Consider the following 21,851-nt stretch of genomic DNA (forward strand, 5'->3'; position numbering starts at 1 on the left):
CGACGCGACTCTCACGACGCGACTCTCATGACACCGGGTCGGTCGCGCTCACCCGAGGACCGAGCGGAGCCGTTCCTCCAGCCGCTGGTTCTCCGGCCCGTCGTCCTCGAAGAAGGCGGCCCGGCCCGGCGGAGGGAGGAACCCGACGACGTCCATGACGTCGAAGTACGGCTCGGGCCGACGACCGGTGCGCTCGGTGTACGCGGCGGCGAACAGGTCCGCCGCCGTGTCGCCGTGCACGATCGCCAGGTTGGTGCAGCAGTGCGCGACGTCCAGCCAGGCCGGCCCGATCGAGGTCTCGACCCAGTCGACGACACCGGTGACGCGGCCCTCGGACAGCAGCACGTTGCGAGGCTGGAAGTCGCGATGGAGGAAGCGCGGCTCGAACTCAGGGGGAGCGGCGCGCAGGAGCTCGAACGCCGCCAGCCACAGGTCCGGGTCCCTCGCCCAGGGCGGCACCCGGAACTTCGCCTCCCACGCCCAGGACTGGTAGGCGCGCACGTCGATGGTCGGCTCGACGTCGTGGATGGTGGCGAGCAGGTCGGCCAGCTCGCCCACGAGGACCTCGTCGAAGCGGTCGACGTCCGTGCACCCCGGCAGCAGGGTCATCAGGTGCGCCGGGACACCGCAGTGGCGGCCCTCGGCATCGAGCGCCACGGTGCGCGGCGCCGGCACCGGCGTGCTGGCCAGCATCGCCTGGACGTCGCTCTCCCGAGTGGTCAGGCCCGTCCCGTGCGTGCGCCAGGGCTCCCGCGTCATCAGGCGCAGCACGACCTCGTCCCCGCCCTCGACCGTGAGGGCGAGCATGGTCGAGGTCCAGCCGCCGCTGAGCTCGCGCACGGCCGTGACCGGCCCGATCACCTCCTGTGCCCACGCAAGGGCAGCCGTCACGTCCAGGTCGTCGGCGGTCAGCACGCGGACAGTCCACCACTCGGAGGGCGGAGATCGTCGGACGTGCCGGCGGGGGCGTCATGGTCGGCGGTCGCTCGACAGCACAATGGCTCCATGCTGCGTTCCCGCCTCCACGTCATGGGCGCCAGCGGTGCCGGCACCACGACCCTGGCCCGAGCCGTGGCCGACCGATGGGCAGTGCCGCACGCCGACGCCGACGACTACTTCTGGGTGCCGAGCGACCCGCCGTACCAGCAGAGGCGACCGGACGCCGAGCGGATCTCGCTCATGGAGCAGGTGTTCGTGCCGCGCGAGGCGTGGGTGCTGTCGGGCTCGATGCTCGGGTGGGGCGACGAGGTCGTGGCGCGCTGCGACGCGGTCGTCTTCCTGACGCTGGACCCCGACGAGCGGCTGCGTCGACTCGAGGCGCGGGAGCAGTCCCGTCGGGCCGGTCGCGACTTCGACGAGGCCGCATGGGCGGACTTCCTGGAGTGGGCCCGGGGGTACGACGACCCGGCGTTCGCGGGCCGCAGCCGTGCGGCACACGAGGAGTGGCTGTCGAGCCTCGAGTGCCCGGTGCTCCGGCTGGACAGTGCCTCCCCACCGGACGTGCTCCGTGACGCGGTGCTGACGTGGGATCCCGCGGGCGCCGAGGTGCTGCCACACCTACATTGACGTCGTGGACGTCCTTGCCGTGGCCAGTGCCCACATCGACGCAGCGACCCGCGCGGAGCTGCGCCAGCTCTGGGACCGCGCCTTCGGCGACCGCTTCAGCGACCACGACGCCGATCATGCGTACGGCGGGGTGCACGTGCTGGTCCGCGCCGGCGACCGGCTCGTCGGCCACGCGAGTGCCGTCCCGCGACGGATCCGGTTCGGGGCGCAGCCGTGGCGCACGGTGGCGTACGTCGAGGCGGTGGCGACCGATCCGGACCGCCAGGGCGAGGGCATCGGTCGGCGCTCGATGGAGACGCTCCAGGCCGAGATCGCCACGCGCTGGCCGGTGGCGATGCTGTCGACCGGGCGGGCCACCGCCTTCTACGAGGCGCTCGGCTGGGAGAGGTGGCGCGGTCGCTCGTTCACCGAGACGTCCTCGGGCGTCGTGCCCGACGGCGAGCACGGCGGCCTGATGGTCCTGCGGCGCGAGCTGTCCGTCGTACCGGACCTGTCCGTGGACGTGACGTGCGAGGACCGGCCCGGCGACGCCTGGTGAGGGTCAGCACGACGAAGGCAGTTCGCGTCCGACCGGGGCGCTCTGAGCGGGGCGAGGCAGTACGTCGCCGCGAACTGCCTCGGTTGTGCGTGGTCGCGGCCCGAGGAGAGGCGAGCGGCGAGGCGGCCTACGCCTCCCAGAACCCCTGCAGGAGCTCGGTCGTCCGCGGGTCGTCCTGCAGGCGGTGCCCGGCACCCGGCACGGTCCGGTGCACGGCACCGAGGGCGGCGAGCGACCGGGCCGTCTCGGCGTACAGGGGGCTCGAGGGAGCGGTGAGCACGAGGGTGCGCACCGGCAGGCCGACCTCCGGCCGGAGGCCGACACCCCAGGGCGGTGAGAGCTGCCGGAGTCGGGCGGCGTTGTCCTCGAGGCGCTCGTCCCAGTCCGCGGGTGGCTCGAAGCCCATTCCCTGCGCGAAGAGTCCGAAGAAGTCGCGTCCGGACACGGAGGGGTCGTCCGCGACCGCGAAGGCGGGGGCCATGTCGGCGACGTGCGCCTCCACGGCCGGCATCCCCCGCGCGAGGTCGAAGCACGCTGGCTCCAGCAGGGCGAGGGAGAGCACGCGCGCGGGCTCCCGCTGCGCCGCCAGGATCGCCGCGTTGGCGCCGTACGAGTGCGCCACGAGGTGCCCGCCGCCGGTCGAGGACACCAGGTCCAGGAGACGGTCGGCGTCGCGGGCGGCGTCGTCACCCCGGGGATCGCGACCCAGGAACGACCACCCGCGAGCGGCGTGCGCGGCCTGGAGCGGCCAGGCCTCGGCGCCGGCCTTCCCGGCACCGTGGACGAAGACGACAGCGGGCACGGACGATCAGTCCGACCCGAAGAGGTCCCGTGTGTAGACCCGGTCGGCGACGTCGGCCAGCTCCGGGACCATCCGGTTGGCCACGATCAGGTCGGCCTCCCGCTTGAACGCCTCGAGGTCGGCCATCACCTCCGAGCCGAAGAAGCGACCGTCCTCGTCGAGGTGCTCCGCGCCGATCTCGGGCTCGTAGACGACGACCGGGATGCCCTTGGCCTTGATCCGCTTCATGATCCCCTGCACCGAGGACTCGCGGAAGTTGTCCGACCCGGCCTTCATCAGCAGCCGGTGCACGCCGACGACCCGCGGCCTGCGGTCGATGATGTCGAAGGCGATGAAGTCCTTGCGTGTGGTGTTGGCGTCCACGATCGCGGTGATCAGCGTCTGCGGGACCTCGGAGTAGTTGGCCAGCAGCTGGCGGGTGTCCTTGGGCAGGCAGTAGCCGCCGTACCCGAAGGACGGGTTGTTGTAGTGCGTGCCGATCCGCGGGTCGAGCCCGACGCCGTCGATGATCTGCCGCGACTCGAGCCCGCGCGAGAGCGCGAAGGAGTCGAGCTCGTTGAAGAACGCCACCCGCATCGCGAGGTAGGTGTTGGCGAAGAGCTTGATCGCCTCCGCCTCGGTCGGCGCGGTGAAGAGCGTCGGTACGTCGTCCTCGTCCGAGCCCTCGACGAGCAGTGCCGCGAACCGGCGGGCCCGGTCGCTCTCCTCGCCGACCACGATCCGCGCCGGGTGCAGGTTGTCATGCAGGGCCCGCCCCTCACGGAGGAACTCCGGGCTGAAGATCACGTTGTCGGTGCCGAGCCGCGCACGCACGTCCTCGACGAAGCCGACGGGGATCGTCGACTTGATCACCATCGTGGCGTCGGGCGCGTGCCGCAGCACGTCGGCGATGACCGCCTCGACCGAGGCGGTGTTGAAGTAGTTGGTGACCTCGTCGTAGTTGGTCGGCGTCGAGATGACGACGTATTCCGCGCCGGCGTAGGCCTCGGCGGGGTCTCCCGTGAACGTGAGGTCGAGCTCCTCCTCGGCGAGGAAGCGCTGGATGTCCTCGTCGTGGATCGGGCTCCTGCCCGCACGCAGGGTCTCGATGCGCGCCTCGTCGAGGTCGAGGCCGACGACCCGGTGGTGGCGGGCGAGGAGGACGGCCATGGACAGGCCGACGTACCCGAGTCCGACGACGGCGATCCTGGCGGGTTGTCCGGAGGGTGGCGTGGTCACGCGGCGCATTCTGCCCGAGTCCCTGTCCAGGAACCGTCCGGACGGGCAGGATGCGGGTAGACACGTCACGATCCATGCACGGGGGAACGAATGAACCGCATCACCGCCACCACCACGGGGCTCGCCACCGTGGTGGCCCTGGCCGTCGCACCGCTGGCCATGACCACCACCGCCGCCCACGGCGCCGACGGCACTGCTGGGGCGGTGGCCGGGTACGGCAGCATCGCCGGGACCGTCACCGACGACGCGGACGCCCCGCTGGCAGGCGTCGACGTGTCGGTGCTGCGCAACTTCGGCTACGGGGACGAGGTGGTGGGCCAGGCCGAGACCGACTCGACCGGGGCCTACCGGATCGACGACGTCGAGGCCTACGCCTACTACAAGCTCCGGTTCACCGATCCCGACTCCGACTTCGCGACCGAGTACTACGACGACGTCATCGCCGGCCCGGTCGCCACCTGGGTGCCCGTCACCGCCGACGAGGTCACGGCCGGGACCGACGCCTCCCTCGAGGCGGCGGGCCGCATCACCGGCCGGCTGACCGTGGGTGCGGGAGCCCCGGTCCCAAACGGCCAGGTCTCCCTCTGGTGGCAGTACGGCCCGAGCGCCTACGTGTCGGTGGACACCTACGTCACCGACCAGGACGGCCGCTTCGCCCTCGAGGGTGTCAAGGGGGCGACGTACGCCCTCGGGTTCCGCGACCCGTCCACGGGTGCGAGCGAGTTCTGGGACGAGGGCGCCGACCTGTTCAGCGCCACGCCGCTCGTGGTGGAGACCGGCCAGGAGCGCACGGGCATCGACGTCCGGCTCGGCGGCCTGGTGCAGAACACGTCCGCCCCCACCATCTCCGGGGTCGCCCAGGTGGGCACGCCCCTCACCGCCGGTCCCGGCACGTGGCAGCCCGCGGGCACCACCGTGACCTACCGCTGGGTGGTGGGCGACGACACCACGCCCGCCGACGACCCGACCGGTCCGGCGTACACCCCCACCGCGGCCGACCTGGGGAAGAGCATCCGGGTGCTCGCCACCGGCACGCACACCGCGGGCTGGGTGCCGTCCTCGGCCTGGTCGGCCGCAACGGCGCCGGTCATCGCCGCTCCGGTCCCGCCGGTGGTCGTGGTCCCGCCGGCGGCCATGGACAACGTGGTCGTCCCCCGCATCAAGGGCACGCTCCGCGTCGGCAGGGTCCTGCGGGTGACCGCCGGGTCGTGGACGCCGGACCCGGCGACCCTGACGTACACCTGGTACGCCCGGGGCAAGGTCATCAAGAAGGCGACGCACCGCAGGTTCAGGGTCACCGAGAAGCAGCTCGGGAAGCGACTCCGCGTCACGGTCACCGCCGCGGCTCCCGGCCACCTCCCGCTGAGCGTGAAGACCGCACGGACGGCTCGGATCAGGCGCTGAGCGCCCCCAGCGCGGTGGCGGTGCGCCGGACGATCTCGGCGAGCCGCTCGGGCGAGGTGGCGATGTTGAGCCGCACGTGCCCACCCGTGCCGGGGTGGTAGTCGTGGCCGGGAGCGACCTTGACCCGGCCCTTCTCCAGGATGACGGCCGCCGGGTCCCAGTCGTCGCGGCCCTCCGGCGCGTAGGCGCGCAGGTCCAGCCAGGCGAGGTACGTCGCCTCGAGCGGTCGCATCCTGGCCAGCGGCAGGTGCTCGGCCAGCAGGGTCGCCAGCAGGGCGCGCTGCTGGTCGAGCCGCGCGCGCAGCGCCGCCAGCCACGGGTCGCCGTGGGTGTAGGCCGCCACCGCGCCCACGACCCCGAGCGTCGACCAGGAGTCGTTGCGGGCCATCGGCGCCGCGAAGAGCCGGTCACGGGTGGCGTCGTCACCGGTCACCACCTGGGCGCACTTGAGCCCGGCGGTGTTGAACGCCTTGGAGGAGGCGACGACGGCCACGGCGTGCTCGGCGGTCCCGGGCAGCGAGAGGTAGGGGACGTGCTCGCGCCCGGGGAGCACCAGCGGGGCGTGGATCTCGTCGCTGACCACCCGGGCGCCGTGCGCGGTGACGACGTCCCGGATCCCCTCGAGCTCGGCACGGTCGAAGACCCGCCCCCACGGGTTGTGCGGCTGGGTGAGCAGCAGGGTGCGGGCGCCGTCGGCGAACAGCCGGTCGAGCTGGTCGAGGTCGATGGTGCAGGCCTCGGCGTCGGGGTCGACGACCAGGTCCCGGCGCTCGCGCCCGGTGATCTGCGCGATCTCGAGCTGCGGGCTGTAGGCCGGGACCGGCATCACCATCGGACCGGGATCGCTGAGCACGTCGAGGGCGAGGCGCACCCCGGCGGTGACGTCGACGACCGGGAGGACGTGGTCGGGGTCGACCTCGTGGCCGAACTGCCTGCCGGACCACCCGGCGTACGCCCGGCCGAGCTCGCCACCCACCTCGAGCGGCGGGTAGCCGGTCCGGCCCGCGTCGATCGCCGCGTGCAGGGCGTCGGTGACGACGTCGGCGGTGGCGTAGTCCATCTCGGCCACCCAGGCGGGGATCACGTCGGGATCGACGGTGCCCCACTTGAGGACCAGGGCTCGGCGGGCTTCGGCGTCGGTGAGGTCGCGGATCACCCTCCCGACCCTAGGCGGGACGCTCCCGGCGCTGCGCGGCCTCCGGCTCGGCGCGCACGTCGTGGCTGCCGGGACCGAGGCCGTGGGTGAGCCCCCACAGGACCGCCTGTGACCGGCTGTCGGCGTCGATCTTGCGGTAGCAGGACCGCACGTAGGACTTGACCGAGTTGATGGACAGGCCCATCTGGTCGGCCACGTCGTTGTTGGACAGGCCGCCGACGATGAGGGACAGCACCTCCGCCTCGCGCGCGGTGAGGCCCTCGGCCTGGCCCACCCAGGCGTTGCCACCGGTGAGCCCGCGGCGGTCCGGCGCCACGACGACGCGGCCACCCTGCACGGCGCGCAGGGCCGACACCAGCTCGGCGGCCGGCAGTCCCTTGGAGAGGTAGCCGGAGGCGCCCTGGCGGATCAGCTCGCCGGCCAGCCAGGGCTGGAAGTTCCAGGTGTAGACGACGACCTTCCCGACCCGGGCGTCCTCGAGCAGGCGGGCGACCCGACGCTGTCCGCGGCTGGTGGCGACGGTGTCGCACAGGACGATGTCGGCGGAGGACGAGCCGAGGTCGACGAGCTGGCACCCGTCGCCCTGGGCCTGCAGCATCGCGGCAACGCCACGGACGACGAGCTCGTCGGCGTCGACGAGGGCAACCTTCAGCACCATCGATCAGCAGTCCTCTCTCCACGAATACCGCTTTACATCGTAAACCGATACGGCGAAGGGCGGAAGCGTCGGGCGGAGACCGGGCCGGTGGGGCGGACAGGGCGGCTGCCACCCCACCGGCGCGGCGAGGTGACGCCACGCTCCTGGCCGGGGTGCGGGTCGGGCCGGGGCCACCCACACTCGCCAGTCGCGGACCCGACGCCGGAGCGTGCGGGTCCCCTCGAAAGGTGGGGAAACGCTAACCGATGTGTGCCGATCTTCGCCAGACAACGTCCCGGATCGCGGGACCTTCGGTACTGGTCGCCCGGCTCCTGCCCGCCGTACGTTCCGAGTGAGGGCACCGGCGAGGCGAGGGAGTGGGACTCATGGACGAGGACGTGGTCACCGTGCTGTCGGCGGACGAGTGCTGGCAGATGCTGCGCGAGGAGGAGTTCGGACGGCTCGCCTTCCGGCTCGTCGACGAGGTCCACATCACCCCGATCAACTACGCCGTCGACGGGGACACCCTGCTCTTCCGCACCGCCGAGGGCAACAAGCTGCTGTCGGTCGCGATGGGGTCCGAGGTCGCCTTCGAGGTCGACCGGTACGGCGAGGACGCCGCCCGCAGCGTCGTCGTACGGGGGACGGCACGCCTGCTGCCCGAGGACGAGGAGCACCGCTCGGAGAACGTCCCGCTCCGGCCCTGGGTGCCGACGCTCAAGTACAACGTCGTCGAGATCACCCCGAAGGTCGTCTCCGGGCGGGCGTTCACGCTGGAGCGCCCCTGGCTGCACCTGCGCCCGCACGAGTGACCCGAGGAGCTCCGGGCGAGTAGCCCTTCGCCCCCTCTCGGCGCTCGCGTCTCCCGCGGCGCCAATCTGTTGGCCGATGTGTCTCCGAACACAGTGCACCCCGACCCGCCAATGGAGTCTCGGGCTGCCCGAACCAGCCGCATGCCAGATCGCGGTCCGGGCCAACACAAGGAGTAGTCGCTGATGAAACGCACACGACTCACCACGCGGCAAGGGGCGATCGCCCTGGCCTGCACCGGAGGCCTGCTGACAGCGGTCGGCCTCGCCGGTCTCGGTCCGCTTGCCGCCACCGCGTCAAGTCACCGGGAGGCGCCACTCATCTCGGGGACGCCGCAGTACGACACGACGGACCTCTATGCGTTCCGCAGCCCGGAGAAGCAGGGCACCGTCACGCTGGTCGCCAACTGGCTGCCCTTCGAGGAGCCGGCCGGCGGCCCGAACTTCTACAGCTTCGCCACGGACGCGCAGTACGACATCCACGTCGACAACAACGCGGACGCCAAGCCCGACGTGACCTTCCGGTGGACCTTCAAGGACCACTACGTCACCAAGGACACGTTCCTGGCCGCCACCGGCCCGGTGACGTCGCTCAAGGACAAGAACCTGAACTACTACCAGACCTACAAGCTGGTCAGGATCGCCAAGAGCGGCAAGGTCAAGACGATCGTCAACAACAAGCGGGTCGCCCCGTCGAACATCGGCAAGGCGTCCATGCCCGACTACGCCGCGCTCCGCAAGGAGGCGACGACCATGCCGGAGAAGAACGTCAAGTCCTTCGTCGGTCAGGCCGAGGACCCGTTCTTCCTCGACCTGCGGGTCTTCGACCTGTTGTACGGCGGTGACCTGTCCGAGGCCGGGGACGACACCCTGGCCGGGTTCAACGTCCAGTCGGTCGCCCTCCAGGTGCCCAAGCGGTGGCTCGCCAAGAAGGGCAACGCCACGAAGAACCCGGTGATCGGCACCTGGTCGACCACGCAGAAGAAGTCGACCAACGGCACGTACGTCCAGGTCTCGCGCCTGGGCAACCCGCTGGTCAACGAGGTCGTCATCCCGCTGAAGCTCAAGGACGGCTTCAACGCCTCCAAGCCGACGCAGGACGTCGGGGCGCTCAAGTACGTCACCAACCCCGAGCTGCCCAAGCTCGTCGAGTCGGTCTACGGCATCGACGCGCCGAAGACCCCGCGCGACGACCTCGTGTCGGTGTTCCTCACCGGCGTCAAGGGCCTCAACAAGGCCAAGGGCAAGGTGACGCCGAGCGAGCAGCTGCGCCTCAACATGTCGACTCCCGTCACGGCGGAGCCCAACCGGCTCGGCGTGATCGGTGGCGACACCCAGGGCTACCCCAACGGCCGCCGGCTCGGTGACGACGTCATCGACATCGCGCTCCAGGTCGTCGAGGGCGAGCTCGTCGGATCCGCGAACGACCTCGGTGACGGCGTCAACGTCAACGACGCTGCCTTCGGGGACACGTTCCCCTACCTGGCCCTCCCGGCCAGCGGCAGCAACGCCGACCCGCACCCGTCCACGGGAGCGTCCGCCAAGCAGTCCAGCACCCAGGGACCGCTCGACGGCGTCCTGCTGGGCCGTGAGGGCTCGATGGCCATGTCCGGCGTCGGGCTGCTGGCGCTGGTCGCCGGCATCGGTGGTGCCCTCCGGCGCCGTCGCGACGTCTGATCCACCTCAACCGGCCCGACCGCGCGGGAACCACTCGCGCGGTCGGGCTGCACCACCGCTCCGCTCCGGAAGGGCGCCCCATGCGTAGAACCCTCACTGTGGCCGGCATCGGCCTGGTGCTCGCCGTCTCCGGCGGCATCGGCTTCGCGACCACCTCCGACCCCGCGACCACGGCCCCGGCCGGCTCCGTCGGGCGCATCGTCCCGGACTCCGGACAGGACCTCGAGGCGAGCATCGCCGCGCTGCAGGACACCTTGCGGCGCGTGCCCGGTGACCACGGCTCCTGGGCCAACCTCGCCGTCGCCTACGTCGAGCAGGCGCGGGTCTCCGGCAACGCCACCTACTACGACAAGGCCGACGAGGCCGCCGCCCGGTCCTTCGAGGTCGAGCCCGACGACAACTTCGCCGCGCTCGCCTCCCGGGCCGCCATCGCCGCGGCCCGCCACGACTTCTCCGAGGCGCTGCGCAGCGCCGACGACGCGCTCGCCATCAACCCCCGAGACCTCGGCGCCCTCGCCATCCGCGTCGACGCCCTCACCGAGCTCGGCCGGTACGACGACCAGCTGGAGGCCCTGCGTACCGCCGACCGGCTCCAGCCGAGCACCGCCGTGGCCGCCCGCTACGCCTACGCCTACGAGCTCCGTGGCGACCTCGACCGGGCCCTCGACATCCTGCGCCGCGCGGCCGCCGTCGGCTCGCGCGCCGACAAGGCGTACACCCTCACCCTGGCCGCCGACATCCTCCGCAAGCAGGACCGGCTGGCCGAAGCCGGCCGCCAGCTCGACATCGTGCAGGAGGCCGTGCCCGGCTACCTGCCGGGGCTCGTGTCGTCGGCCCGCCTCGAGACCGCGCGCGGCGACCTGGAGGGCTCCGTCGTGCTGTGGCGCGACGTCGTCGCCCGGCAGCCGCTGCCCGAGTACCTCACCGAGCTCGGCGAGCTGCTCGAGCACCTGGGCCGCCCCGGCGAGGCCGACGCCCAGTTCGCCGTCGTGCGCACCACGATCGAGCTCCTCGACGCCAGCGGTGTCCGCACCGACCTGGAGACAGCGCTGTTCGAGGCCGACCACGGCTCCGCCGAGCGGGCGCTGAGCCAGGCGCGCGCCGAGTGGCGCCAGCGCCGGAGCGTCCACGTGGCCGACGCCCTCGCCTGGGCGCTGCACCGCAACGGCCGCGACCGCGAGGCGCTGACCATCGCCCGCGCGGCCACCCGGCTGGGGTCGCCGGAGGCGAAGTTCTGGATCCACCGCGGCACCATCGAGGCCGCGCTGGGCATGGGCGACGAGGCTCGCACGCACCTGCGGCGTGGACTCGACACCGACCCGGGCCAGTCGCCCTGGCAGCGCGACGAGGCCCGCCGCACCCTCTCCGAGATCGAGGTCGGCCGATGAGAGCCCTCGCACGCATCCTGCTCGCCCTCGGTGCCGTCGCCGGCTGCCTGTTCGTCACGGCCGGCCCGGCCTCGGCGCACCCGCTCGGCAACTTCACGGTCAACCGCTACACCGGCATCCTCGTCCAGGCCGACGGGTTCGAGGTCGACCACGTCGTCGACCTCGCCGAGATCCCGACCGCGCAGCTCGGCGACGCGATCGACGACCTGCCCGCGCTGGCCGAGCGCGAGTGCGCCACGACCGGCCGCGGGCTGCGGCTGGAGGCGGGAGGCAGCGCCGTACGACTCACGCTCGAGAGCTCGTCGGCATCGCTCGCCGACGGCGAGGGTGGCCTGCCGATCACCCGCATCACCTGCGGCTACCGCGGTGCTGCGGACGTCGGCGCTGGCGAGGTCACCTTCCGCGACGAGACGGCACCCGGGTCGGTGGGCTGGCGCGAGGTCACCGCGGTCGGCGACGAGATGACGCTGACCAGCTCGGACGTCCCGGCCGAGAGCACCAGCGACCGCCTCACCTCCTATCCCGAGGACCTGCTCCAGTCCCCGCTCGACGTCACCGCCGCCACGCTCGTCGTGTCACCCGGTGGACCGGCCGGCGTGCTCCCGGGCGCCACCGACGAGGGTCCGACGACCACCGACGGCAGCTGGCTGTCCGCGCGGGCCACCGCCCTCCTCGGGCAGAACGGAGGCGTCGCCGCGTTCCTCGCCGTGCTGGTGGCACTGACCCTGGGCGCCACCCATGCGCTCTCGCCCGGTCACGGCAAGACCGTCATGGCGTTCTACCTCTCCCAGCGGGGCGACAGCTCGCTGCGCTCGGCCTTCGCGGTCGGCAGCGCGGTCACCGTCGCCCACACGGGCTCGGTCCTCGTGCTGGGGGTCCTGGTCTCGCTCAGCAGCGCCTTCGTCCCGGCCCGGATCTATCCCTGGCTGACGCTCGCCACCGGCCTGCTGATCGTCGGCCTCGGGCTCTACCTGCTGGCCCGGCTGCGCAGCGACGACAGCCACGGGCACGGGCACGGACATGGTCACGGACATGGTCACGGCCACGGCCACGGCCACGGTCACGGCCACGAGCACGACGACGCCCCGCAGCACGCGCACGCCGCCGGCGCCCCGGCGCACGGCACGACGGCCACCGCCGTGGCCCCCGCGTCCACGGAGCCGCAGACCGCCCCCGGACGCTGGGGCGTCTGGGTGATGGGCCTGGTCGGTGGGCTGGTGCCCAGCCCGTCGGCGCTCCTGCTGCTCCTCGCCGCGGTGGCCCTGGGTCGCGCGTGGTTCGGCTTCGTCCTCGTGCTCGCCTTCGGCGTCGGGATGGCCGTCTCGCTCGCAGCAGTCGGACTGCTGGCCCGCGACGTGGTCACGCGCCTCGAGCGCCTGGCGCTGCAGAGGGGCTTCCTGGCCGGCAACCTGCGCACCTTCCTGAGGTACGGCGCCGCGTTCGGCATCTGCGCGGTCGGCACCGGTGTCGTCGTCCGCACGCTCGTCGGCCTCTGAGCGCGAGAGCCGGATCACACCTGCGCGCGATCTCCCCCATCCGATCGGACTCTGGTGCCGAACCACCGTTGTTGCACATGCAGTGCAACAAGACCCGGGAGGTCACCCATGCACGTGCCCGACGGATTCCTGGACGCACCGACCTCGCTGGCCACCGCGGGGGTGGCGGTCGCCGGCATCGCGGTCGCCCTGCGGGGTGCCCGCCGTGAGCTCGACGACCGCGTCGCGCCGCTCGCCGGCATCATCGCGACCTTCGTGTTCGCGGGGCAGATGATCAACTTCCCCGTGGCGGGAGGGACCAGCGGGCACCTCATGGGGGGTGCGCTGACGGCCGTCCTCGTCGGTCCCTACACCGGGCTGCTCTGCATGACCGTCGTCCTGGCCGTCCAGGCGCTGATGTTCGCCGACGGCGGCATCACCGCCCTGGGCACCAACGTGGTGCTGATGGGGGTCGTCGCCGTGGTCGTCGGGTACGCCGTGTTCCGCGGGGCCCTGCTCGTCCTGCCGAGGCGGATCTCCATGGTCGCGCCCGCCGCCGCCCTCGGGGCCGTCGTCTCGGTGGCCGCGAGCGCGGCGACGTTCGTGCTGCTCTACTCCGTCGGCGGTGTCGTCCCGATCCCGTTCGACACGCTGCTGACCGCGATGCTCGGGGTGCACGTGGTGATCGGGGTCGGGGAGGCCGTGATCACGTTCGTGGTCGTCGCCGGGATCGTCACCGTGCGCCCGGACCTGGTGCACGGCGCACGCCGACTGGTCGCCACGCGCGAGCTGGAGACCAGGCTGGTGTCGGCATGAGGCTCCGCCGGCCTCCCGCGCCGACGCGGGTGCGTGCGTGTCCGCACCGCGGGGACGAGTGATGGGCGCCCCGCACGGGCACCGGCTGCACTTCCACGGCCACTCCCCGCTCCACCGGGCTCCGGCCCACCTCAAGGTGGCCGGCCTCGTCGGCTTCATGCTCGTCGTCGTGGCGACGCCGCTGGCGTGGGCGCCGTCCTTCGCGGCGTACGCCGTCGTGCTCGGCGTCCTGGTCGCCGTGTCGGGCGTGCCGGTGGCCTACCTGGCGCGGCGCATGGTCGTCGAGACCCCGGTGCTGGTCTTCGCCGCGGTGCTGCCGTTCGTCGCCTCGGGGCCCGAGGTCGAGGTCGCCGGGGTGTCGCTGAGCGAGCCGGGCCTGCTCGCCGCCGCCGGGCTGCTCACCAAGGCCACCCTGGGTGTCCTCGCCAGCCTGCTGCTCGCCGCCACGACCGATCCGCGTGACCTCCTCGCCGGGCTCGAGCGGCTCCGCGTGCCCAGCCAGCTCGTGCAGATCATGGGGTTCATGGTCCGCTACCTCGAGATCGTCACCGACGAGCTGCGCCGGATGAGGACCGCTCGCGAGTCCCGCGGTTTCACCGCCCGCGACCCGCGGCACTGGCCGGTGCTGGGGCGCTCGGTCGGCGCCCTGTTCATCCGCTCCTTCGAGCGCGGCGAGCGGGTGCACCTGGCGATGATCGCCCGCGGGTACGACGGCAGCGCACGCCGATGAGCACCCCCGTCCTCGACCTGCAGTCGGTGGCGTTCGCCTACCCCGACGGCCACCAGGCGCTCTTCGGCGTCGACCTGCACGTGCACCGGGGCGAGCGGGTGGCCGTCCTGGGACCGAACGGCGCCGGCAAGACCACGCTCGTGCTCCACCTCAACGGCATCCTGGCGCCGGGTCGCGGCACGGTGCGCGTGTCCGGCCTGCCGGTGGTCAAGGAGAACCTGGCCGAGGTCCGCCGCCGCGTGGGCATCGTCTTCCAGGACCCCGACGACCAGCTCTTCATGGGCAGCGTCCGCGACGACGTCGCCTTCGGCCCGCGCAACCTCGGGATCCGTGGCGCCGAGCTCGACCGACGGGTGATGGCCGCGCTCGACATGGTGGGCATGGCCGACTTCGTCGACCGTCCTCCGCACCACCTGTCCTTCGGCCAGCGACGCCGCGTGGCGGTGGCGACCGTGCTCGTGATGGAGCCGGAGATCATCGTGCTCGACGAGCCGAGCTCGAACCTCGACCCCGCGTCGCGCCGCGAGCTCGCCGACATCCTCACCGGCCTCGACGTCACCTTGATGATGGTCACCCACGACCTGCCCTACGCCCTGCAGCTGTGCCCCCGGGCGGTCGTGCTCTCCGACGGCGTCATCGCCGCACAGGGTCGGACCCTCGACATCCTCACCGACGACGCCCTGATGGCGGCCCACCGTCTCGAGCTGCCCTACGGGTTCGACCCGCACCGGTGCTGACCCGGGATCCGGGCACGGCTCCGCGCCGATCCGGGTTGGGCGGCCCCGTTAGGTTGCCGGCATGGGATTCATGAAGAAGGCCGGCGCCCTCGGAGTCGCCAAGATGGTGTTCGACGAGGCGCGCAAGCCCCACAACCAGGCGAAGATCAAGCAGGCCGTGCAGCAGCTCAAGGACCGGCGCAACCAGCCTCCCGCCCGCTGAGCCCCGGGGGCCGCGTCCTCGCCTAGAGGTTCCGGGGGAGTGCCTCGAGGACGGCGTCGGCGGCACGCAGTCCCACGATCAGCGTCGCGGCGCAACCGGCCACGACCGCCCCGCCGCAGACCGCCAGGATGTGACCCTCGGTCCAGCCCGAGAGCTCGGCCAGTGAGCTGAGGTACGGCGTCGGGGGCATGGTGGGCTCCGTTCCTGGGCGGGACCCCACCGTGTCCCGCCTCCGTCCCCGACGCCTCCCCCGCAGCGGGTGAGGGTGCGTGCGGTGGGCCGGCTCAGAACACCCGCGCCCCGACGCCCCAGGCGTCGAGCGAGGCCTGGGAGCTGTCGATGCGCCAGTCCGCCTCCTTGAGCAGCGAGAACCACGTGACGCCCCGGACCTCGGGGTGCGCCGCCAGCCAGCCCCACATGTCGCTGATCCAGGCGGCCTTGTCGCCGCCGGCGCCCTCGGGGGCGGCGGTCTCGGTGACGTGCACCGGTCGGGTGCTGATCGACCCGAGCTCGGCGACGCCCGGGCCGAAGACGTCGGCGAACGACTGCCACGTGGACCACGGCTGCGTGGTGCCCCAGTTGTAGCCGTCCAGGCCGACCCGTCCGACGTAGCTGTCGCCGGGGTAGAGCGACGCCAGGGGGGTGGAGCCGGGGTAGGGCACGTTGGCCGACCAGCTCCACGTCACGGTGGTGACCTTGGCCCGGCGGAACAGGTCGACGACGTGGCGCCAGGCGGCCGCGTGGTCGCCGGGGCCGTTGCCGTTGACACCCTCCGCCCACGGGTACCAGTCGCCGTTCATCTCGTGCGCGAACCGGATGACCAGCGGCTGGCCCCACGACTTCACCTGCGTCGCCCACCGCTTGATGTAGGCGTCGTGCTGGCCGGTGGTGATGGTGTCGAGGGCGTACGCCGGCTGCTCCGGGCCCGCGGCCGGGTCCCAGGGCTCCCACGTCAGCTCCGGCACGGCACCCGCCGCGATGATGCGCGACGCGTCGGCGGCCGGGAAGTCGCCCCCGTCCGACCACGCGGAGTAGAAGGTGACCTGGTCGAGGTCGGCGCCGGTGCGGCTGGAGACGGACAGCGCCTCGGACAGGTCCGTGGGGGCACCGGCGACCGCGATCCCCACGACGCGCTCCTCGGCGGGAGCGGGCTGCGGGGCGGTGGGCCTCGCGGCGGACGCGGGCGCGCCGAGGGCGGCGGCCGTCACCACGCCCAGGGCGAGCGCGGCGAGGAGGTACGGGCGGCGGATCTGCATCGGGAGGCCTCCGAGTGGGCGTCTTGCCGGTTCCTTGAGGAACCGTAGGTGTCCTCGGGTCACCCCGCTGTCGAACACGTGAATCCGTCGGGGAGCACGCGCGTCACCCGTTCACGGGAAAAGCCCGCGCGAACGACCCGAGTCGTGCCGGGGTGGCCAAGGCTGGTGACCGGAGGCGCTCATGACCATCACCATCACCCACCCCGGTGCCGCACTGCTCGCGCCCGCGCTCGACACCCTCGCCGACGTCGTCTCCGGTGACTGGGCCAGCGCCGCGCGGCTGTGCGCCGTACGACTCGACGACCCCGCCTCCTGCGGCTTCGACCTCGACGTCGTCGCTGTCCGCGCCGGGGTCGTCCGCAGCCCTCGGCAGGCCTACGACTACCGCGTGCACCACCGGTTCCTCGTCGTGGACGAGCACCCGGCCGTCGTCGCCGCCGCCCTCGACCTCTACGTCAGGCTCTGGACCGGCCAGTGGGACACCATCGAGCAGGTCGCCCCGACCCGCACGCGGCCGATCACCGGCTGGCGTCCGCTCGAGCTGCTCGAGGCCCGGATCCGCCACCAGCTCCCCGACACCTGGTCGGGTCGCCCGTACGCCGCCCAGAGCCTGTTCCTCGCCCCGCCCACGGCGCGACTGGCCCACCAGGTCCTCACCGAGCTCGACGGGGGCGTCCCGCCACACCAGTACGACGTCCCGGCCGGGCCGGCCGCCGTGCACGTCACCTGACCGGCCTCGGACTCGGCCTCAGTCGCCGAGGCGTTCGTCGAGGAGCGTGACGAGCGGCCAGGAGCCACGCGACCAGTTCGAGACGACCGTCCAGGTGAGCGCCGTCGAGGGCTGGTGCATGCTCGTGAACGACACCCCCGCGTCGTACCCCTCCAGCCACGCCGCGTCGCGGATCGCGCTGAGGTGGATGCCCAGGCCGTAGCGCCTCGACTCCTCCGGCCAGTCGCTGTGCGGTCGCAGCATCTCGGCGACCAGCGCAGGTCCGACGATCCGTCCCGCCATCAGCGCCGACCACAGCGCGTGGACGTCGGCCACGGTCGTGTAGGCGCCGCCGTCCCCGCTGCCGCGGACCGGGAGGTGCAGGACGTTGGTCCGCAGGCCGTCCACGGCGAGGTAGCCGCGGGCGGCACTCCCGGGGAGCTCGTCGGAGCGCAGGAACCCGGTGTCGACCATGCCGGCCGGCTCGCACACGAGCGTGCGGACCAGCTCGTGGAAGTCGACGCCCGACGCGCGCTCGACCAGCAGCGCCAGCACGACGTAGCCCCCGTTGCAGTAGGCGAACCGCTCCCCGGCCGGCGACACGGTCGGGTGCCCGTCCAGCTCCGGCAGGAACTGCTCGGTCGTCGCGAGCGCATGGACCGGGACGGTCAGGACGTAGTCGGTGATGTCGCCGCCGGCCGTCTCGTCGAGGTAGTCGCCGATGCCGGAGCGGTGGGCGAGCAGGTGCTCGACGGTGACGTCGTCGGCGATCAGCGGCAGGTCGGCGCCGAGGAGCGACCGGGCGGTCGTGCCCAGCGCGAGCGTGCCGCGCTCGACCAGGGCCATCACGACCAGCGCGGTGAGGGTCTTGGAGCCGCTGGCCATCGCGAGCCGGGTGTCGACGGTGTTCGGGACCCGGTGAGCCCGGTCGGCGTACCCGTGGGCGACGCAGACCTCCGTCGCGCCGGCGCGGTCGACGCGGACCACGCCGGAGAAGCCGGTGCGCTCCGCGACGTCGGCGATCGCCGCCCGCAACGACTCGCTGTCGGCCACGGGCTCAGGCCAGGCCCGACGGCGCCGCGGCCGCGGGCGGAGGAAAGACGCAGAACTCGTTGCCCTCCGGGTCGGCGAGCACCGTCCAGTGCGGCTGGTCCCACAGCCGCGTCGCCCCGCGTGCGAGGAGGTCGTCGACGCGACCCACGACGTCCCAGTGCACCCGGTTGGGCTCGGTCCGCGGCTCGGGGACCGGCGCGAAGTCGAGCGTCATCCGCTCGTCGACGGCGACGCCGGTGAGCGTCCAGCAGTCGTGCTCGGCGAGGTACGTCGGCTCCGCGCCGAACAGCCCACCCCACCACCGCGCCACCAGCTCGTGGTCGCCGCAGTCGATGCCGATGCCGTGGATGCGGTACGCCGGCAGCTGCTCGGGGCCGCGGACGAACGCGCAGAACTCGTTGCCCTCCGGGTCGGCCATCACGGTCCACCCCAGGCCGGTCTCCTCCGCCGGTGCGAGCACCGTGGCGCCCAGGCCGACCAGCTCCTCGACCGACGCGCAGTCGACGTCGAGGTGCACGCGGTTCTTGACGCGGTGCGGCCGGTCGACGGGGTTGACCCACAGGGAGTGACGCGGGGTCGGTCCGGCGAGCCGGGCCGGTGCCTCGCCGTCGGCGACCTCGAGCCCGCTGACCGCGGCCCAGAACTGGGACTCGACGCCGACGTCCACCGCGTCGATGCACAGGTCCTGCCACGTCACGAGGCTCATGTCGCCAGTCAATCAGGAAGGCGGCGTCGGGTCAGCCCCCATCGGGGGTGCCTATGCTCGCGACATGACGATCCGACAGGCCACCGAACTGACGCACGCAGCGATGCTGGGACTCGGCGTCCACCGACCCGAGCGGGTCGTCACCAACGACGAGATCTGCGAGGTCCTGGACTCGAACGACGAGTGGATCCAGAGCCGGTCGGGGATCAGGACGCGGCGCTTCGCCGGCCCGGACGAGACCCTGATCGGGATGGCGACCAGCGCCGCCGAGCGCGCGCTCGCCGTCTCGGGCGTGGGCGCGGACCAGCTCGGCTGCGTCATCGTCGCCACGTCGACGCACCCCGAGCACACGCCCGCGTCGGCCCCGCAGGTCGCGACCCGGCTCGGCTCGACGGCGGCGGCGTTCGACGTCTCCGCCGGGTGCGCGGGCTTCTGCCACGCCCTCAACCTGGCGTCCTCGATGGTCCGCTCCGGCGCGGAGGAGTACGTGCTGGTCGTCGGGGTCGAGCAGCTGAGCCGCTTCATGGACCCCACCGACCGTGGGACGGCGTTCATCTTCGCCGACGGGGCCGGCGCGGTCGTCGTGGGACCTGCGGAGGCGACGGGCATCGGGCCGACCGCCTGGGGCTCGGACGGCTCGCAGGCGCACGTCATCAACCAGACGCCGAGCTGCCTGCCCGCGCACGGCGAGAAGTCCGACCACCCCGTCGTACAGATGGAGGGCACCGCGGTCTTCCGCTGGGCCCCGTTCGCGATGGCCGAGGTCGCGCACGAGGCGCTCGCCGGTGCCGGGGTGGCGGTCGACGACCTCGACGCCTTCATCCCGCACCAGGCCAACCTGCGCATCACCCAGACGCTCTCGCGCAACATCAAGCTGCCCGAGTCGGTGGCCGTCGCCACGGACGTCGTGGACTCCGGCAACACCTCGGCGGCCTCCGTGCCGCTCGCGATGGAGGCCATGCTCCGCAAGGGCGAGGCGAAGGCCGGGGACCTGGCGCTGCTCATCGCGTTCGGGGCGGGCCTGAGCTACGCCGGCCAGGTCGTCACGCTGCCGCCGCACGAGTAGGCGGCCCCGGCGTGCGGTAGTCCGTGACGATCGGACCCCGGGATCGCCGGATCGAGGGTCCGTTCGTCACGGACTACCCCGGCGAGGGCGACCGCGTCCGCCCGCGAGCGCCTCCGGCCCCGGGGCGGTCGGGGTAGGACCAGGGCGGACCCCGATGGTGCGGGACGCCGGGAGGACGCAGGCTGGAGGAACAGCCGCACACCGATCCGGAGGAACTCCATGAACGACATCCGCACAGCCTTCGCCCGCCAGGGCCTCATCCGTCCCTGGGACGGCAGGATCGTGGGCGGTGTCTGCTCAGGCGTCGGCCGGCGCCTCGGCCTGACCCCGTGGGTCTCCCGGCTTCTGTTCCTCCTCCTGCTGATGGTCCTGCCCGGCAGCCAGCTGCTGGTCTACCCGGTGCTCTGGATCCTGATGCCGGCCGAGGAGACCCTCGCCGCCCCTGCCTCGGCAACGCCCCACACCGGCGCCTGACGGCACCGACCGGGGGCCACGCGTGGCCGGCGCCTCGAGGGGTACGAAGGAAACATGGACCCGAGAGACGACCGGCCCGACCTCGTCCGTTTCGTGAGCGCGCAGGACGAGGGCGGCACGTACGACGACGCCCTCCGCGAGCTGCGCGGCGGGCACAAGCGGAGCCACTGGATGTGGTTCGTCTTCCCACAGGTGCAGGGGCTCGGGCGCAGCGAGACAGCCCGCTTCTACGCGGTGGCCGGGCTCGACGAGGCCCGCGCCTACCTGGCCCACCCGGTGCTCGGAGCCCGGCTGCGGGAGTGCTGCCGCACGATCCTCGACCTCGAGGAGACGTCGGCGGAGGCGGTCTTCGGCTCCACCGACGCGATGAAGCTGCGCTCCTCGATGACGCTCTTCATGCGCGCCGAGCCGGACGAGCCGCTCTTCGCCGAGGTCCTGGAGAAGTTCTTCGGCGGCGAGCCGGACGAGGCCACCGACGCGATCCTCGACCGGGCCCGGTGACCGGGCTAGTGACCGCTGTCGAGGTAGCCCATCATCCGGTTGAGCAGGTCTGACGCCCGACGCAGGTCGGGTGAGGCGCCGGGCGGCTCGACGCCCACCTCGTCGAGCTCGGGGGTCCGCCACCCCGGGCGGTACTCGTCGGCGAGCGCGGCCGCCACCCGGCTCGCGTGCCGCACGGCACGGGGGTCCACGGTCCACACCGCCTCGAAGCGACGCCGCGAGTCCGCGACCCCCTCCTGGCCGGGCCGTTCGACGGCGGCCATGCACGCGGGCAGGTCGGGCGCGTCGCACACCACGAGCCACTCGCGGTTGAGCGGGGCGTCGCGGGGCAGTGCCACCTCGATCGGTACGCCGGGGCGCGCGGCCTGCGGCTCGGCCCGGTCGGCGAAGACGACGGTCGCGCGGGCGGTGCGGGCCAGCTCCACCCAGCGGGCGCGCGAGGCGCGGAGGAAGGCGTCGCGCTGGAACCCGCCGAACAGCAGCGGCTCCTCGGCGCGGGCGCAGCACTCGTCCTCGATGGCGCGGCTGATCGCGAGGAGGCTGGTCTTGGTGAGCAGCTGCGGGGTGATCTCGGAGTGCCGACGCCGGAGCTCGGCGAAGACCGACCGCGACTGGAACGACGTGGTGGTGGCGCGGCGTACGGCCGCCTCCAGGGCCAGGCCCGCGTCGCGGTGGCGCAGCACCTCGAGCACGGCGGCGACGTCGGGCTCGGCGTACCGGCGGTGGCCTCCGGGGAGGCGGACGGGCACCGGGAATCCGTAGCGTGACTCCCAGCTGCGGAGGGTCGCGGGAGGGACCCCGGTGCGTTCGGCGAGGTCGCCGATCGTCATCAGGTGGTCCCGCAGGGGGGCGTTGGGCACGCGAACCTCCTCACGCTGCCTAGATTTTCTTCGCAGTGTTGCATAGGTTTGTCCTCCTGCGTCACGAGGCT

Annotated in this window: 25 protein-coding genes; 15 read left to right on the plus strand and 10 right to left on the minus strand. The window is 72.8% G+C overall.

The window, feature by feature from the left end; all coding sequences use genetic code 11:
* Positions 1–48 precede the first annotated feature (48 nt).
* The gene (locus ASG94_RS10705; protein WP_056926469.1) at positions 49–915 is read right to left on the minus strand and encodes a phosphotransferase family protein; all 867 of its coding nucleotides are present in this window, start codon (positions 913–915) and stop codon (positions 49–51) included.
* A gap of 90 nt (positions 916–1,005) precedes the next feature.
* On the opposite strand from ASG94_RS10705, the gene ASG94_RS10710 reads away from it, so the two are divergent.
* A complete protein-coding gene (locus ASG94_RS10710; protein WP_056926470.1) occupies positions 1,006–1,566 on the plus strand; it encodes an AAA family ATPase in 561 nt (186 codons plus the stop codon).
* Positions 1,567–1,570: 4 nt separating this feature from the next.
* Positions 1,571–2,104: a GNAT family N-acetyltransferase gene (locus ASG94_RS10715; protein ID WP_056926471.1), complete on the plus strand. Its 534-nt coding sequence runs from the start codon at positions 1,571–1,573 to the stop codon at positions 2,102–2,104.
* Positions 2,105–2,231: 127 nt separating this feature from the next.
* On the opposite strand, the gene ASG94_RS10720 is transcribed toward ASG94_RS10715, so the two are convergent.
* A complete protein-coding gene (locus ASG94_RS10720) occupies positions 2,232–2,906 on the minus strand; it encodes an alpha/beta fold hydrolase (protein ID WP_056926472.1) in 675 nt (224 codons plus the stop codon).
* 6 nt (positions 2,907–2,912) lie between these two features.
* Positions 2,913–4,091: a nucleotide sugar dehydrogenase gene (locus ASG94_RS10725; RefSeq protein WP_268788615.1), complete on the minus strand. Its 1,179-nt coding sequence runs from the start codon at positions 4,089–4,091 to the stop codon at positions 2,913–2,915.
* A 123-nt stretch (positions 4,092–4,214) separates the two neighbouring features.
* Between ASG94_RS10725 and ASG94_RS10730 the strand changes: the two genes are divergently transcribed.
* The gene (locus ASG94_RS10730) at positions 4,215–5,528 is read left to right on the plus strand and encodes a carboxypeptidase-like regulatory domain-containing protein (RefSeq protein ID WP_056926474.1); all 1,314 of its coding nucleotides are present in this window, start codon (positions 4,215–4,217) and stop codon (positions 5,526–5,528) included.
* Here the strand turns inward: ASG94_RS10730 and ASG94_RS10735 are convergent.
* Positions 5,518–6,684 (minus strand): MalY/PatB family protein, encoded by a 1,167-nt coding sequence (locus ASG94_RS10735; protein WP_056926475.1) that lies wholly within the window; start codon positions 6,682–6,684, stop codon positions 5,518–5,520. The two genes, ASG94_RS10730 and ASG94_RS10735, sit on opposite strands and share 11 nt — an antisense overlap.
* Before the next feature lie 10 nt (positions 6,685–6,694).
* Entirely contained in the window at positions 6,695–7,342 is a 648-nt protein-coding gene (locus ASG94_RS10740; protein ID WP_082624120.1) for a response regulator transcription factor, read from the minus strand.
* 365 nt (positions 7,343–7,707) lie between these two features.
* On the opposite strand from ASG94_RS10740, the gene ASG94_RS10745 reads away from it, so the two are divergent.
* The 8 genes from ASG94_RS10745 to ASG94_RS22170 all read left to right on the plus strand — a co-directional run bounded on the left by ASG94_RS10745 (position 7,708) and on the right by ASG94_RS22170 (position 15,155).
* Positions 7,708–8,133 carry a pyridoxamine 5'-phosphate oxidase family protein gene (locus tag ASG94_RS10745; RefSeq protein WP_056926476.1) on the plus strand — a complete coding sequence of 142 codons (426 nt, stop codon included), beginning with the start codon at positions 7,708–7,710 and terminating at the stop codon, positions 8,131–8,133.
* Between the two features lie 183 nt (positions 8,134–8,316).
* Positions 8,317–9,807 (plus strand): DUF4331 domain-containing protein, encoded by a 1,491-nt coding sequence (locus ASG94_RS10750; protein WP_056926477.1) that lies wholly within the window; start codon positions 8,317–8,319, stop codon positions 9,805–9,807.
* 80 nt (positions 9,808–9,887) lie between these two features.
* A complete protein-coding gene (locus tag ASG94_RS10755; RefSeq protein WP_056926478.1) occupies positions 9,888–11,195 on the plus strand; it encodes a tetratricopeptide repeat protein in 1,308 nt (435 codons plus the stop codon).
* A complete protein-coding gene (locus ASG94_RS10760; protein WP_056926479.1) occupies positions 11,192–12,691 on the plus strand; it encodes a HoxN/HupN/NixA family nickel/cobalt transporter in 1,500 nt (499 codons plus the stop codon). Before ASG94_RS10755 ends, ASG94_RS10760 begins: the two co-directional genes overlap by 4 nt.
* Before the next feature lie 108 nt (positions 12,692–12,799).
* Positions 12,800–13,486, plus strand: a complete 687-nt coding sequence (locus ASG94_RS10765; RefSeq protein WP_056926480.1) for an energy-coupling factor ABC transporter permease — start codon at positions 12,800–12,802, stop codon at positions 13,484–13,486.
* Between the two features lie 37 nt (positions 13,487–13,523).
* Positions 13,524–14,216, plus strand: a complete 693-nt coding sequence (cbiQ, locus tag ASG94_RS10770; protein ID WP_235537233.1) for a cobalt ECF transporter T component CbiQ — start codon at positions 13,524–13,526, stop codon at positions 14,214–14,216.
* Positions 14,213–14,953 (plus strand): energy-coupling factor ABC transporter ATP-binding protein, encoded by a 741-nt coding sequence (locus ASG94_RS10775; RefSeq protein WP_056926482.1) that lies wholly within the window; start codon positions 14,213–14,215, stop codon positions 14,951–14,953. Before cbiQ ends, ASG94_RS10775 begins: the two co-directional genes overlap by 4 nt.
* A 61-nt stretch (positions 14,954–15,014) precedes the next feature.
* Positions 15,015–15,155: a hypothetical protein gene (locus tag ASG94_RS22170; protein WP_200958095.1), complete on the plus strand. Its 141-nt coding sequence runs from the start codon at positions 15,015–15,017 to the stop codon at positions 15,153–15,155.
* A gap of 22 nt (positions 15,156–15,177) precedes the next feature.
* Here the strand turns inward: ASG94_RS22170 and ASG94_RS21710 are convergent, their stop codons facing one another.
* Together ASG94_RS21710 and ASG94_RS10780 are read right to left on the minus strand one after the other, a co-directional pair.
* Complete coding sequence (locus tag ASG94_RS21710) at positions 15,178–15,345, minus strand: hypothetical protein (protein ID WP_156411548.1); 168 nt, start codon at positions 15,343–15,345, stop codon at positions 15,178–15,180.
* Between the two features lie 94 nt (positions 15,346–15,439).
* Positions 15,440–16,411, minus strand: a complete 972-nt coding sequence (locus tag ASG94_RS10780; RefSeq protein ID WP_056926483.1) for a glycoside hydrolase family 26 protein — start codon at positions 16,409–16,411, stop codon at positions 15,440–15,442.
* Between the two features lie 181 nt (positions 16,412–16,592).
* On the opposite strand from ASG94_RS10780, the gene ASG94_RS10785 reads away from it, so the two are divergent.
* Positions 16,593–17,141 carry a hypothetical protein gene (locus ASG94_RS10785; RefSeq protein ID WP_056926484.1) on the plus strand — a complete coding sequence of 183 codons (549 nt, stop codon included), beginning with the start codon at positions 16,593–16,595 and terminating at the stop codon, positions 17,139–17,141.
* 18 nt (positions 17,142–17,159) lie between these two features.
* Here ASG94_RS10785 and ASG94_RS10790 read toward each other — a convergent pair whose 3' ends face one another.
* Both ASG94_RS10790 and ASG94_RS10795 read right to left on the minus strand, forming a co-directional pair.
* Entirely contained in the window at positions 17,160–18,173 is a 1,014-nt protein-coding gene (locus ASG94_RS10790) for a serine hydrolase domain-containing protein (protein WP_082624122.1), read from the minus strand.
* Between the two features lie 4 nt (positions 18,174–18,177).
* On the minus strand, positions 18,178–18,879 hold the full coding sequence (locus ASG94_RS10795) for a VOC family protein (RefSeq protein ID WP_056926485.1): 702 nt from the start codon (positions 18,877–18,879) through the stop codon (positions 18,178–18,180).
* 64 nt (positions 18,880–18,943) lie between these two features.
* Between ASG94_RS10795 and ASG94_RS10800 the strand changes: the two genes are divergently transcribed.
* The 3 genes from ASG94_RS10800 to ASG94_RS10810 all read left to right on the plus strand — a co-directional run bounded on the left by ASG94_RS10800 (position 18,944) and on the right by ASG94_RS10810 (position 20,920).
* On the plus strand, positions 18,944–19,945 hold the full coding sequence (locus ASG94_RS10800; protein ID WP_056926486.1) for a beta-ketoacyl-ACP synthase III: 1,002 nt from the start codon (positions 18,944–18,946) through the stop codon (positions 19,943–19,945).
* 219 nt (positions 19,946–20,164) lie between these two features.
* Positions 20,165–20,419, plus strand: coding sequence for a PspC domain-containing protein (locus tag ASG94_RS10805; RefSeq protein ID WP_056926487.1), 255 nt, complete (start codon positions 20,165–20,167; stop codon positions 20,417–20,419).
* A 54-nt stretch (positions 20,420–20,473) separates the two neighbouring features.
* A complete protein-coding gene (locus ASG94_RS10810) occupies positions 20,474–20,920 on the plus strand; it encodes a DUF1810 domain-containing protein (RefSeq protein WP_056926488.1) in 447 nt (148 codons plus the stop codon).
* 5 nt (positions 20,921–20,925) lie between these two features.
* On the opposite strand, the gene ASG94_RS10815 is transcribed toward ASG94_RS10810, so the two are convergent.
* Complete coding sequence (locus ASG94_RS10815; protein WP_056926489.1) at positions 20,926–21,780, minus strand: DICT sensory domain-containing protein; 855 nt, start codon at positions 21,778–21,780, stop codon at positions 20,926–20,928.
* Between the last annotated feature and the right edge of the window lie 71 nt (positions 21,781–21,851).

Origin of the sequence: Nocardioides sp. Soil805, from assembly GCF_001429625.1 — a bacterium.
Classification (GTDB): Bacteria; Actinomycetota; Actinomycetes; order Propionibacteriales; family Nocardioidaceae; genus Nocardioides.